This is a genomic window from Rhodococcus sp. 05-339-2 (genome assembly GCF_002258965.1).
Taxonomy (GTDB): Bacteria; Actinomycetota; Actinomycetes; order Mycobacteriales; family Mycobacteriaceae; genus Rhodococcoides.
In genome coordinates this window covers 746,863-759,652 of record NZ_NOYW01000016.1, presented here as the reverse complement: position 1 = coordinate 759,652, position 12,790 = coordinate 746,863, and the positions used below count along the sequence as shown (strand labels likewise).

Here is a 12,790-nt window from a genome sequence, read left to right as displayed (position 1 = left end):
AGGGGCTCAACTTCGAAAGCAGTAGTGATGTTCCCGCCGATGTTCGTTGTTCTCCGTGGGCAGAACGCCGACCGTCCTGCACCGGTTACTTCAGCGCGCTGACCAGCTTCTCCGCGAGGGGACGCGTCGACGCCGGGTTCTGACCGGTGTACAGGTTCCGGTCGACGACGACCTTCGGTGCCCACGCGTCGGTGGAGTCGAACTTCGCGCCGTTCTCGCGCAACCGGGACTCGAGCAACCACGGGGCCTTGTCGGCGAGACCTGCTTGGGTCTCCTCTTCGTCGGTGAATCCGGTGAGCTCGTACCCGTCGAACGCCCAGGTTCCGTCGCTGCGAACGGCGGGGAGCAGGGCGGCAGGCGCGTGGCACACCGCGGAGACCACCTTGTTGGAGTCGAGGAAGTCGATCACCAGTGCCCCGAAGCTCTCGGAGACGGCGAGGTCCTCCATCGGCCCGTGACCACCGGGCACGAAGACGACGTCGAAGTCGGACGCCTTCTGCTCCTCCAGCTTTGCGGGCGAGGACAGGATCGACTCGATGGAGGCGAGGTAGCTCTTCTGATCCGCCACCTTCTCCTCGTCGCCGCCGTTGGCATCGACGGCCAAGCTGCCCTCGTCGACGACCGGAGCCTTACCGCCCGGCGTCGCGACCGTGATGTCCCAGCCTGCGTCGACGAACGTGCGATGGGACTCGACCAGCTCCTCGGCCCAGTACCCGGTGGGGTGCTTGCTTCCGTCGTTCAGGGTCCAGTGGTCGGCAGCGGTGACTGCGAACAGCAATGTTGTCATGGTCGAACAACCTCTCGTCGTCGGTATCTGGTCCTGCATGCCACGCGGGAGCCCGATCGAAACCCTCACCGACTCTGAGTCGAACCGATCACCACGACGGCATCGAGTGCCTCGGATTCGTCGATGCGACCGGTGAATCCGGCGTCGACTACAGCTCGTAGCGTCGAATGTGCCAGTGCTGCACTGGTTTCGATGAGGAGGTAGCCGCCGGGAGCCAGCCACTGCGGCGCACCGACCGCGACCCGACGATGAATCCCGGCACCGTCCGAACCACCGTCGAGCGCGATGTGCGGCTCGTGGATGCGCGCCTCTCGTGGCATCAGCCCGATGTCGGCCGTCGGAACGTAGGGCGCGTTGACGACGATCGCGTCGAATCTGCCGCGCATCTCCGGCGGCAGGGCGTCGTACAGGTCGCCGCGATGTACGTGACCGACCGGTGCCGTGCCCACGCCTGCGGCGACATTGCGAGATGCACACCGAACCGCCACCGCGTCGACATCGGCAGCATGCAACTCGGTGACACCGTCGACCGACAGGCCTATCGCCCCGGATCCACAGCACAGGTCCAGTAACACCGAAGGATGCAGCGCTGCAGCACATTCGACGAGAAATTCGGTTCGCCGGCGAGGTACGAACACGCCCGGTTCGACGGCGATGCGTCGACCACAGAACGCGACCCAGCCGACGACATGCTCGAGCGGTTCGCCGGCGACGCGGCGTGCGAGCATTGCGGTCAGCTCCGCCGGGGTCGACGCGGACTCGACGAGAATGTCGGCTTCCTCGTCGGCGAACACGCATCCGGCTCTGCGCAGCGAGGACACCACCTCGCCGTACTCGAGTTCCGACATCGACCGTGCCTTCCGGAGTGCTTTCCGCCCGCCTGCCCGCCCGCTGAAATACTGTAGTCCGGTATGTCGCACGACAGGACGAACTGGGAAGCCGCTGTCCGACGGATGTGCTTGGCCCTGCCCGAGACCTACGAGGAGCAGGCATGGGTCGGAACACGCTGGCGAGTTCGCGGGCGCACCTTCGCCCACGTTCTCGAGATCCTCGACGGCGCCCCGCCTGCATCCGCCGCAGCCGCCGGCACCGACGGTCCGGCTCACGTGCTGATCTTTCGCTCCAGCGGAATCGAACTCGACGCACTGTCCGCCCGTGCCGGGTTCTTCAAGCCCGGGATGGGGTCCGCAGATCATCGGAATGCTGCTCGACGAGTCCGTGGACCGGACCGAACTCGGCGAACTGATCACCGAGAGTTACTGCGATCGCGCCCCGAAGAAGCTCATCGCACTGCTGAATCGACCGGAGTGACTGCCGCGAACAAACTCGCTTGACGCTGCCTCGCGTCGGGGGACAGAGTGGCCGCATGCGCACGCCCGAGAACTTGCTCGCCGATTGCGGCAGTTGTTTCGGACTCTGTTGCGTCGCTCTGCCCTTCGCGAAGTCGTCGGACTTCGCTGTCGACAAGGCCGCCGGCGAGCCGTGCCGGAACCTCCTCGGGGACTCGCGGTGCGGCATTCATTCGACGTTGCGGGAGAGAGGCTTTCCCGGGTGCGCGGTGTACGACTGCTTCGGTGCGGGCCAGAAGGTATCGCAGTCCACGTTCGCCGGACGCGACTGGCGGCAGCAACCGTCGAACTCGTCGGAGATGTTCGCGGTGTTCCCGATCATGCGTGATCTGCACGAACTGCTGTGGTACCTCGCGGATGTGCGTGACCGGGATTCGACTGCGCCGCTGCACAATCGGATCGGCCACGAGTACGACGAACTGGACGCGCTGACCGAGTCGGCTCCCGAGGTTCTACTGTCGGTCGACGTCTCCGGGCTGCGTTCGCGAATCAACGAGTTGCTGATCGAGGCAAGCGAACTGATTCGAACCGAAGTGAAGGGCAAGAAGAAGAACTACCGCGGCCGCGACCTGATCGGCGCACAGCTTGCCGGCGCGGACCTGCGCGGAGCGAGCCTGCGCGGTACGTATCTCATCGGGGCCGACCTGCGCAGGGCGGACCTGCGTCTGGCCGACATGATCGGCGCGGATCTCCGGGGTGCCGACCTCCGCGGCACGGACATGCTCGGCAGCATCTATGCCACGCAGTTCCAGATCGGCGCGGCACGTGGTGACCGAGCAACACGGCTACCCGAATCCTTGGCCCGTCCCAGTCATTGGGCCTGAACTTCAGCCGAGCGAGCGACCGGTCTGCTCCAACGCCGCTTGGACGACCGTCAACGCCTTGGGACCGACACCGTGCAGTTTCTTCAGCTCGGCCGCGGGCACCCCGGCAAGATCGTCCAGGCACATGTATCCCGCCGCGCGGAATGCCCGAGACGCAGGATTTCCGGTGCCGTTCGGAAATTCCGGACGTTCGTCGGCTTCTGCTGTGCTCACGGGCAAAGTCTAAAACAGACCGGTAACCTGGCGGCGTGCCCGAAAACAAGCAGAGACGCGTTGTCATCACCGGTGCGAACACCGGTATCGGCTACTACACCGCCCTGGAGTTGGCCAAGCGCGGCGACCACGTAACGCTCGCGTGCCGCAACAAGGACAAGGCCGATGCCGCCGCGGCCAAAATTTCGGCGGAGGCACCCCGCGGAACCGTCGACACCGCCACCCTGAACCTCGCGGACCTGGCCTCGGTGCGTGAATACGCCGCGTCGGCACCGGAGTCGATCGATGTGCTGATCAACAATGCGGGCGTCATGATGCCGTCAATGCGGACCGAGACGGCGGACGGGTTCGAGCTCCAGCTCGGCACCAATCACCTGGGCCACTTCGCCTTGACCGGCCTGCTGTTCCCCAAGCTCGCTGCGGACGCCAAGATCACCACGATCGCATCCGTCGCACACCGGCAGGGACCCAAGCTCGATTTCGACAATCTTCAGCTCGAGCGTGGGTACAACCCTCAGCGTGGGTACGCCAATTCCAAGCTTGCGAACATCCTGTTCGCTCTGGAACTCCAGCGCCGGATCGACAAGGCCGGACTGAAGGTCACCAGCAATGCCGCGCACCCCGGAATCTCAGCCACCGAGCTGTACTCGAGCCCCGACGGGCTTGGTAGCAACAAGATCCTGTCCACCCTCGCTCCGATCGGACTGAAGATCTTCTCGCAATCCGCCAGTGCCGGAGCGCGTCCCACGCTCTACGCCGTCGACGTTGCGGGTGGCGGCACGTACAGCGGCCCCAAATCCCTGTTCGAGACGCGCGGCAAGCCGGGCCCGGCGAGCATGACCAAGACCGCACAGGACCCGGCTCTTGCAGCGAAGCTGTGGGACGCCAGCGAGAAATTGACGGGAGTCGGCTACCCGTTCTGACGGGGAACCGTCACCGGGCGGGTTCGGGCAGAGAAAGTCCGCGCTCGCTCATGACAGCACGCAACCGGTCGGGGTAATCGGTGATCAGGCCGTCGACGCCCAGATCCATCAGTGCACGCATGGTGTCGGGATCGTCGACGGTCCACGGGATCACCCGTATTCCGCGCTCGTGGGCCGAGTTCACCATGTCCTGGGTGACGTAGAGCTCGAAGTCGGGGTCGCCGACCTTGCCGTTCTGCGGAGTCCCCTGCACCGGTGAGTACGCCGAGGCCCCGAACGAATCGATCGCGGCAATCGCATCCCCTCCGAAATCGTCGATGTCGATTCCACCCAGCCAGGGCGACGCCCCGTCCTGGCCGACCTGCAAGAAGTCGCCGTTGGTCAGTGCCACCACGGGCACCTCGGGTTCGGCGTCGCGGACCAAGGTGAGGGCACCCCAGTCGAAACTCTGCACGGTGATCCTGTCCAGCATGCCCGCGTCGCGAACGGTTCCCAGAACCGTGTCGACGAACTGCTCGCGCGGGGCCGTCTCGGTCGGGCTGCCCGCCTCGACCTTGGTCTCGACGTTGAGTTTCACCCCCGATGCATCGGCCGACTTCACCAGGTTCAACACCTCGGTGAGGGTCGGCATTCGAGCGCCGGGAACGCGTCGTTGCTCCGGGTAGTCCGTGAGCGGTAGGGCTCCGCAGTCCAGTGTGCGAATCTGCGCGAGTGTCAGCGTGTTCACGAACTTCCCGACGTACGGAAACTCGGGGTCACCCGGTACGAGCGCACCGGTATCGACGCACTTGCTGTCCGAGACCTTGCGGTCGTGGGTGACGATCGCGATGCCGTCCTCGGTGATCTGAGTGTCCAGTTCGAGGGTGCTCACCCCGAGTTGCAGTGCGTTGGTGAACGATTCGATGGTGCTTTCGGTGACCAGGCCGAGGCCTCCGCGATGCGCCTGCAGATCGAACGACTCCTCCGGCAACGCTCGGTCCGTTGCCGAGCCCGTTCCGCACCCCATCGACACCGCGAGGGGAACGCACACCAGGGGCAAGTACCTACCGAATCGCATGCTCGACGAGGCTACGGAAGCTCGATGTCCACCGGGTTCCCCAGCGATGAACTCCCGGCGCCCGCAAGATAGATGGAGATCGGAAGTCGCAGCGCCGCAACATCCTTCGACGAGCGACGCCCGAAGACGACGTCTGCCACCAGACCCTCGCACAGCGAGACCAGGCCGTCTCCGTGTGCTGGTTCGGCGAACAATGCCTGCGCCCGTTCGAGCGAGAAGAACGATCGAGCCAGTACGTCCCGAACATCCTGCGCAACAGCAGGATCCAGCATCAGCGCGTAGCGGGCCCGAAGCTCGGTCGTGCGATGAGTGAGCGCATCGTTCAGGTACCGCGCAATCACCGTGGCAACATCACTCTCGGTGCCGGCGATACCCACGAACGTCGCGCGCGAAAGCTCGACGAGGCGGGCGGCGACCGCCGACGACAGATCGGACTTGGTGCGGAAGTAGTAGGACGTCGACCCCGCCGGGTAGTCGAGCGTTGAATCGATAGCCCGATGCGTCAGGGCGCGCAGGCCGTCGCGGGCGATGACCTCGAGCGCCGCATCTGCGATGGCGGTTCGGCGATCCATGATCGTGACCCTACACACCCACTCTACAAAAGTAGAGGATGGCGGCGTACGGTTCGATCCATGAGGCCGATCGCACCGCGACACACCTTCGACGCCGACTTCGTACTCGACGACGCCCAAGCGTCGGCCGCCGACACGCTCTCGACCCCCGGCACCGAGGGCGTCTACCTGTGGGGTCCGGTCGGCCGCGGCAAGACCTGGCTACTCGACACCTACTTCGCCGGCGCCGCGACCACCGCGAAGAAGCGTGTCCACTTCCATTCCTTCTTCAGGGACCTGCACGCTGCGTACTTTCGTCACCGCTTCTCCATCGACGCGGCCATCGACGACATCCTCTCGATGGACGACACTTCACTGCAGGCCGAACTGCTCTGCTTCGACGAATTCCACGTGCACGACATCGGCGACGCCCGACTCATCACGCGCATGCTCGATGCCCTCTTCGCTCGCAGGGTCGCCCTGGTCGTCACCTCCAACTACGCCCCCGACGATCTGCTGCCCAATCCGTTGTTCCACCCGACCTTCGTACCGACGATCGAGAAGCTGAAGAAGAATCTCGCGGTGATCTGCGTCGACGGTCCCGTCGATCACCGTGCCACCGGCACCAGCGACTCGCGATTCGCGTCGGGAACCTGGACTCTCGAACGCGTGCCGGATGGCCACTCGTTTGCCGACCTGTGCTGCGCCGCTCGGTCGACGGGCGACTATCTCAGAATGTTCGAGGAGGCGACGAGCCTGACCGTCACCGAGGTTCCGGCTCTCGCGAGTGTCGACGAATTCGCAGCTCAGCGGTTCGCGAATCTCGTGGACGTCGCCTACGACCGCGATGTGCGGGTCGATGTCCACGCCCTCGTGCCGTTGAGCGAATTCGCGATCGGATGTGTGGGGCTCGACACCGATCGACTGGTCAGCAGGCTCGGCGAATTGGGCTCTACATCGTCTCGAGCATCGTCCGATTTCCACCGTCCGCTTTCGCTCGGTACATGAGAGAGTCCGCCGCGCGCGTCGCGTCGTTGACCACATCGACCCCTGATGACCATGCCTCCGAATCAGGAGCGATCACGACAGCGCCGGCACTGACCGTGACCGGTATCGGATCCGAGCAGTCCGTCAGCGTGCCGCTGACTTCGAGCACCAGGTCACACAACTGCTCTGCCTCGCCGACGAGGACGGCCACGAACTCCTCGCCCCCGGTTCTCGCCACCACCCCCACCTTCCCGAGGTGGTCGCGAAGTCGGTCGGCAACGAGGACGATGACGGCATCGCCCTGGTCGTGTCCATAGCGGTCGTTGACGCTCTTGAACCGGTCGATATCGACCAGAACGAGAACGAAAGCCAACTGCTCGCGGTGGGCGACCATGCGCAGATCTTCGATGGCACTCTGCAGTCCGCGTCTGTTCTTCATTCGGGTCAGCGGATCGATCTCGGACTGCCGCGCATCCTCGCACACCAACGACCAGGCGATCTGAGCGAAGATCGGGACACCCGACGTCGCCCCTGCCGCCACCAGCACGGCGGCGATCGCATCCCACGGACCCCACAAGCCCTGCAGATATGCGGCCGACCCGATGTAGACGATCACCAGATTGGCGAACACCAGGTGCGCAACGAGCAGTCTCGGTCCGAGGAAGAAGGTGCACATCGACCCGGTCAGCGCGAAGAGGAACGTGCCGATCAGCGCCGACGTGGGGACATCGAGAAGAATCACCGACGCAAGACCGACGTCGCCGAAAACCAGGAAAGCCACCAGCTGCCACTTGCGGTCCGGTAGCGGCCCGACCAGCAACCACAGGATCGCGGCGAACTGCAGAACCAGGATGAAGATCACGTAGGCAACCGGACCCGATCCGGTCGGCCCGTTCGGTGAGGCCAACATCAACATCGACACGGCGGCGTACAGAGCCACACAGCTCGCGAACACGACTCGGATCAGTCGGTGCAGCGGACGAGTCGACTTGTGCACGAAAATCCAGTCGAAATCGTGCGGGGCAGCGAACCAGTGGCGAAGAACCTGAGCCGCACTGGGCTGAGGTCCGAGCGGCGGAGCGGTGATACTCGAGATCGACCTCGGCGGCGAGGGCGTGCTCGACCGTTTGCGGTGGCGACTACGCGCCTGCCCGTGCGCCCGCGTCGAACGTGGTTGTACCGACGCATTCGATCGCTCGCCGTGCCGCGATGCGGGCGATCGAAAGTCTTCGTACATGAGGCTCCCTCGAGAAACGACCTGCCCAGGTCCGAAAGCGTACCGATCACCGTTTCGACTCGCCCGAAATCTTCCGATCCGGTCTCGGGCGGCGGATCGGGGAAAGGAGCCGAGGGCATCCATCACGATGTGGACGTCTTCCCACACACAAAAAGGGAGACACCCACTACTGACGGCGGTCGGGGGCGACAGCAGTAGCGGGTGTCTCATTGAGCATTCGCAGCCCCTCTCGAGGTGGATGGGTGCCGGATGAGAAATATTTTCGAAGTTTTTCCACAACCCGAGGAATAGCCTGTGACCATGCCTTTCACCGCAGCGAATCACTACGACTTCACCGGCGACGACATCACCGGGACCGTCGATGCCCATCGATCCGCAGGAGTCTGGGCGGCGCAGCTCGTTCTGAGCGGACAGACGTTCGAGTCCACCGACGTCACCCGATCGGACCTGGGTTTCGAGATTCGCACCGTCGTCGACAATCTTTCGGACGGAAACCGGACCCACCTGCTTGTCGTATTGCCGCGCGTGACCATCGACTCCGACGACAACCAACCCGTCACCTTCACCTCCTACGCGGTGCTCTACACGGTCCACGGTGGATCGACCGAGGTGCACGGTGCGGCCGAGTCCTACGACGTGCGGCTGCTCAGCGGAACCGCGTCCCTCGTCGGTTAGTCCGGACCGGGAACAGCCCTCGTCGCATTCAGGTTGTTCCACGTAGTCGATTCGAGCGCCAAGACTTTCGTGCCATCAGGAGCAGACGTGATCGAAATTCTCACCCCACGCGAGGTTCCTCTCGGCGGCCCGCGCGCCCTGAAGGTTCGGCGCACGCTCCCGCAACGGCAGCGTTCACTGATCGGCGCGTGGTGCTTCGCGGACCACTACGGCCCCGAGACCTCGTCGATGGACGTGCCACCCCATCCGCACACCGGACTCCAGACCGTCAGCTGGTTGTTCTCCGGCGAGATCGAACACCGCGACAGCGTCGGATCACATGCCATGGTGCGGCCGGGCGAGCTGAATCTGATGACGGCCGGCTACGGCATCAGTCACTCCGAGACCTCCACTCCGGAGACCGAGATTCTGCACGGCATGCAGCTGTGGGTTGCCCTGCCGGCTCGATCGCGCTTCACCGCGCCGACTTTCGAGCACCACGTGCCACCGACCCACACGAGCCAGGGGCTGACCGCACGAGTGTTCCTCGGCTCGCTGCTCGGTGAGACCTCACCGGTGGCGACGTTCACCCCGCTCCTCGGAGCCGAGCTCGTGCTCGACGCCGGAGCCCGCGTCACCCTCGACGTCGACTCGACGTTCGAGCACGGCGTCATCGTCGATCAGGGCACCGTGACGATGGACGAGACCGTCCTTGCAGCAGCCGAATTGGGTTACCGCGAACCGGGCAGTTCGACGCTCGATCTCCACAACCCGACCCGAGAGCCGGTGCGACTGCTGCTGCTCGGTGGACCGCCGTTCGGCGAGCAGATCGTCATGTGGTGGAACTTCGTCGGGCGCAGCCACGAGGACGTCGTCGAGTACCGGGCCGCCTACGAGCGCGAGAGCGAGCAGTTCGGCACCGTCGAGGGGTATCCGGGATCTCGACTGCACGCGCCACCTCTGCCCAACAGCCGGATGCAACCTCGCGGCTGAATCACATTGCTATGCAGCAGGAGCCGTGGGTAGTACCCGCTTGATGACGTCGGTGAGCGTGACGATGCCGAGGAACCGTCCACCGGTCTCCACGACCGCCAGCTGAACGCTGCGGTTGCGCATCTGCCGTAGCAACTCGTACACCGGTGTCGATCCGTCGACCGTGTAGGCCTCCCGTGCGTAGTCGGCCGCCGGCTCCCCGACGTCGGCCAGCAACGTGTCTCTCACGTGGACGACGCCGGGCGTCGCGCCGGAGCTGTCGGTGAGCAGTACCCGAAGGTGACCGGAACGCAGCGCGGCCGCCTGCACATCGGAGACGGTGGCACCGTGCGGCACCGAGGTCGCCTCGGAGTCGGGCACCGTGATCGTCTCGACGGTCAGTGTCTCGAGTTCGATCACCCGGGTGATCTGGGTTTGCAGTTCCGGTTCCAGTACACCGACCTGCGACGAGTACTCGACGAGATTGCGGATGGTCTCGGCGTCGCGTCCGCCGACCGCGGCGCTCTCCACCGGCTCCACTCCCGACCGTTCGACGAGCTTGTTGGCGATCTTGTTGACCCACACCAGGAACAGCCGGAAGGGGCGGATGAACGCCCGAGACGCTAGCCCGATGATGGTGGCAGCGAGTTCGGGATGCGCGATGGCCCAGGACTTGGGGGCCATCTCACCGATCACCAGATGCAGGAACGTGACGAGCAACAGCGACAGCGCGAACGCGGCGGTTCCGGCCAACCAACCCGGCACACCCCACGAGGTGAACACCGGCCCCAGCCAGGAATCGACGGCGGGCTTGGTGACGGCACCGAGAGCGAAGGTGCAGGCAGTGATGCCCAGCTGCGCGCCCGCCAACATGATCGTCAACTCGTTCATTCCGCGCAGCGCCGCCCGCACCGATCGGCTCGTTCCGGCTTTCTCCTCCAGTCGGTGCCTTCGGGCGCCGAGCAGAGCGAACTCGATGACGACGAAGAACGCACTCAGCGCGATGAGCGCGACCGTCACGGCGACGACGACCCATGCGTTCATCGGTCCGTCTCCTCGTCCGACTCCTGCGAATCCTCACTGCCGTCCGGCGAATTCTCGTGGAGTCTGATTCTCAGCTCACTCGGCACGTGCCGATCGACCTCGAGCACCTCCACCTCCAACGACGGACGCGGCGGCACCTCTTCCATGAGGTCGGCCCCGAACACCGCGAGGTCGATCCGCACCGTGTCTCCGACCTCGGGCAGATTTCCGCCCTCTGCGATGAGCAGGCCGGCAAGTGTCTCGTAATCGCCTCGCGGCAACAGCATGTCGCGACCGATGGTGCGTTCGACCTCGTCGACGTGGACGTCGCCGTCCATGAGCCACACTCCGTCTTTCCGAACCTCCACGCCGACGATGTCCTCGTCGTGCTCGTCGGTGATCTCGCCGACCAGCTCCTCGGCGAGATCCTCGATGGTCAGCACACCGGCGAATCCGCCGTATTCATCGATCACGCATGCCAATTCGTTCTTCGTGCTCGACAACAGCTCCAAGGCATCCTCGAGCGGCATCAGCTCCGGCACGATCAGCGGTGCTCGCATGATCTCGGTGACCGAACGGCTGTCGTCGGGGGCAGCGGCCAACACCTCGGCCAGCTGCACCACACCGATCGGCTCGTCACGGTCGCCGATCACCGGGTAGCGCGTGTGCGCACGCACCATCCGCGCCCGCATCTCGCCGATGGCGGTGGCGGGGGTGACTGCGTCCACCCGACTACGCGGGATCATGGCGTGCTCGACGTCGCGTTCCGGAAAGTCCAGGATGCGGTCGAGCAGCAACGACAGATCCTCGGTGAGATCTCCGCTGGCCCGGGAATCGTCGATGATGCTCTCGAGATCCTTGGCGGTGGCACTGCTGTCCACGTCGTGGACCGGTTCGACGCGCAGCAGACGCAGCATCGCGTTGGAGGACTTGTCGAAGAAGGTGATCAGCCAGCCGAACGCGGCCAGGTAGATCAGCGTCGACCGGGCGAGGCGTCGGGACAGCGGATCGGGGTTCGCGATCGCGAGATTCTTCGGATAGAGCTCGCCGAAGATCATCTGCACGACGGTCGCGAGCACGAGAGCGCCCACCGTGCCGATCGAAATTCCCACCGCGATGGGAACTCCGGCGCTGCTCAGCAGCTCGCCCAGCGATTCGCCGATGAACGGCTCGGCCACGTAGCCGACCATCAGACCGGTGACCGTGATGCCCAGCTGCGCGCCCGACAGCATGAACGAGGTGCGCTTGGTGACCTTCAGTGCCCGCTCGGCCGACGCGTCGCCCTTCTCGGCTCCGGTACGGAGCGTCGCCCGGTCGACGGACATGTAGGCGAACTCCTGAGCCACGAAGTATCCGTTGGCCGCGATGATCGCGGCGGTGAGTACGAAGCCGAGGAGCAACGACAACAGCGCGGTGATCACCATGCGATCACTCGAAATCGGACGGCCGAAGCAGTGACCTCTGATGAAGCAGCGGCCACGGGCGGCCTAGGGGGATCTATGGAGTGCACAGTGCTCTCGACGCCTCCGGTATCGGACAATCCCGAAATGAGTGGAATGTCGCGATCCTACCGAGTACCGATGGACGATTCCGACGTCCAGGCGAACGAGCGATCAGAACAGAGTGGGAACCGCGTCGTCGGACGTCGACGTCTCGCGCGCAGCCGGGGCCTGGACCGGAGACGAGGGAACTGCATCCGCCGGGGCCGGTGTCGATTTGTCGGTCGCCTTCTTGGCCGGCGCTGTCGGACCGCCTGCGGCCACGGCGCGTGCCGCCTCCCCTGCCAAGGCGTCGGCTGCTTCGTTGAAGTGATTGCCGACGTGTCCGCGGACCCACCGGAACCGGACCGGACCTTCGCGTTCGGTGATGGCTCGCTCGATGCTCTGCACGAGCTCGAGGTTGCGTACCGGGGAACCGCCCGCAGTTTTCCAGCCCTTGCGCTTCCAGCCTGCGAGCCACTCGGACGCGCACTTGATGGCGTATTGCGAATCGGATTCGATCAACAGCGGCTCGGGGCCGGGGTGCGCCAGCACCGCCTCCAGCAGGGCCCTGAGCTCGGCGACCTGGTTGGTGCCCGAGGGCTCACCGCCGGAGTTGCTCGGCCCCGTGTGGTTGACCCACGCCCACCCGATTGCTCCGCCGGGGTTACGCAGACACGAGCCGTCCGTACTCACGATGATCACGGTCTCAGACCCTACGTCGGGGCACCGACA

Annotated in this window: 15 protein-coding genes; 6 read left to right on the top strand and 9 right to left on the bottom strand. The window is 64.9% G+C overall.

What is annotated here, in order from left to right; all coding sequences use genetic code 11:
• Positions 1 to 85: 85 nt before the first annotated feature.
• A complete protein-coding gene (locus tag CH273_RS17345; protein WP_032396787.1) occupies positions 86 to 787 on the bottom strand; it encodes a type 1 glutamine amidotransferase domain-containing protein in 702 nt (233 codons plus the stop codon).
• A 65-nt stretch (positions 788 to 852) separates the two neighbouring features.
• A complete protein-coding gene (locus CH273_RS17340; protein ID WP_032396788.1) occupies positions 853 to 1,635 on the bottom strand; it encodes a putative protein N(5)-glutamine methyltransferase in 783 nt (260 codons plus the stop codon).
• Between the two features lie 307 nt (positions 1,636 to 1,942).
• On the opposite strand from CH273_RS17340, the gene CH273_RS28220 reads away from it, so the two are divergent.
• Complete coding sequence (locus CH273_RS28220) at positions 1,943 to 2,098, top strand: hypothetical protein (RefSeq protein WP_230596938.1); 156 nt, start codon at positions 1,943 to 1,945, stop codon at positions 2,096 to 2,098.
• A 55-nt stretch (positions 2,099 to 2,153) separates the two neighbouring features.
• Positions 2,154 to 2,960 carry a pentapeptide repeat-containing protein gene (locus CH273_RS17330; RefSeq protein ID WP_032396789.1) on the top strand — a complete coding sequence of 269 codons (807 nt, stop codon included), beginning with the start codon at positions 2,154 to 2,156 and terminating at the stop codon, positions 2,958 to 2,960.
• 3 nt (positions 2,961 to 2,963) lie between these two features.
• Here the strand turns inward: CH273_RS17330 and CH273_RS17325 are convergent, their stop codons facing one another.
• Complete coding sequence (locus CH273_RS17325; RefSeq protein WP_032396790.1) at positions 2,964 to 3,173, bottom strand: helix-hairpin-helix domain-containing protein; 210 nt, start codon at positions 3,171 to 3,173, stop codon at positions 2,964 to 2,966.
• 35 nt (positions 3,174 to 3,208) lie between these two features.
• Here CH273_RS17325 and CH273_RS17320 point away from each other — a divergent pair, with 35 nt between their 5' ends.
• Positions 3,209 to 4,096 carry an oxidoreductase gene (locus tag CH273_RS17320; protein WP_032396791.1) on the top strand — a complete coding sequence of 296 codons (888 nt, stop codon included), beginning with the start codon at positions 3,209 to 3,211 and terminating at the stop codon, positions 4,094 to 4,096.
• A 10-nt stretch (positions 4,097 to 4,106) separates the two neighbouring features.
• Here the strand turns inward: CH273_RS17320 and CH273_RS17315 are convergent, their stop codons facing one another.
• Positions 4,107 to 5,102 (bottom strand): glycerophosphodiester phosphodiesterase family protein, encoded by a 996-nt coding sequence (locus CH273_RS17315; protein WP_230596979.1) that lies wholly within the window; start codon positions 5,100 to 5,102, stop codon positions 4,107 to 4,109.
• A gap of 62 nt (positions 5,103 to 5,164) precedes the next feature.
• A complete protein-coding gene (locus CH273_RS17310; RefSeq protein ID WP_052049901.1) occupies positions 5,165 to 5,725 on the bottom strand; it encodes a TetR/AcrR family transcriptional regulator in 561 nt (186 codons plus the stop codon).
• Between the two features lie 60 nt (positions 5,726 to 5,785).
• Here CH273_RS17310 and zapE point away from each other — a divergent pair, with 60 nt between their 5' ends.
• Entirely contained in the window at positions 5,786 to 6,712 is a 927-nt protein-coding gene (zapE, locus tag CH273_RS17305; RefSeq protein WP_032396793.1) for a cell division protein ZapE, read from the top strand.
• Here the strand turns inward: zapE and CH273_RS27765 are convergent.
• The gene (locus CH273_RS27765; RefSeq protein ID WP_179275496.1) at positions 6,657 to 7,688 is read right to left on the bottom strand and encodes a GGDEF domain-containing protein; all 1,032 of its coding nucleotides are present in this window, start codon (positions 7,686 to 7,688) and stop codon (positions 6,657 to 6,659) included. The genes zapE and CH273_RS27765 overlap by 56 nt on opposite strands.
• 540 nt (positions 7,689 to 8,228) lie before the next feature.
• Here CH273_RS27765 and CH273_RS27420 point away from each other — a divergent pair.
• Together CH273_RS27420 and CH273_RS17295 are read left to right on the top strand one after the other, a co-directional pair.
• The gene (locus CH273_RS27420) at positions 8,229 to 8,603 is read left to right on the top strand and encodes a hypothetical protein (RefSeq protein ID WP_143546248.1); all 375 of its coding nucleotides are present in this window, start codon (positions 8,229 to 8,231) and stop codon (positions 8,601 to 8,603) included.
• A gap of 87 nt (positions 8,604 to 8,690) precedes the next feature.
• Entirely contained in the window at positions 8,691 to 9,575 is an 885-nt protein-coding gene (locus tag CH273_RS17295; RefSeq protein WP_032396795.1) for a pirin family protein, read from the top strand.
• A gap of 9 nt (positions 9,576 to 9,584) precedes the next feature.
• Here CH273_RS17295 and CH273_RS17290 read toward each other — a convergent pair whose 3' ends face one another.
• From CH273_RS17290 to CH273_RS17280, 3 genes are all read right to left on the bottom strand, one after another.
• Complete coding sequence (locus tag CH273_RS17290) at positions 9,585 to 10,598, bottom strand: hemolysin family protein (RefSeq protein ID WP_032396796.1); 1,014 nt, start codon at positions 10,596 to 10,598, stop codon at positions 9,585 to 9,587.
• Positions 10,595 to 11,998 carry a hemolysin family protein gene (locus CH273_RS17285; protein ID WP_032397285.1) on the bottom strand — a complete coding sequence of 468 codons (1,404 nt, stop codon included), beginning with the start codon at positions 11,996 to 11,998 and terminating at the stop codon, positions 10,595 to 10,597. The genes CH273_RS17290 and CH273_RS17285 overlap by 4 nt, the downstream gene beginning before the upstream one ends.
• A 192-nt stretch (positions 11,999 to 12,190) precedes the next feature.
• Entirely contained in the window at positions 12,191 to 12,760 is a 570-nt protein-coding gene (locus tag CH273_RS17280; protein ID WP_032396797.1) for a ribonuclease H family protein, read from the bottom strand.
• Positions 12,761 to 12,790: the final 30 nt, after the last annotated feature.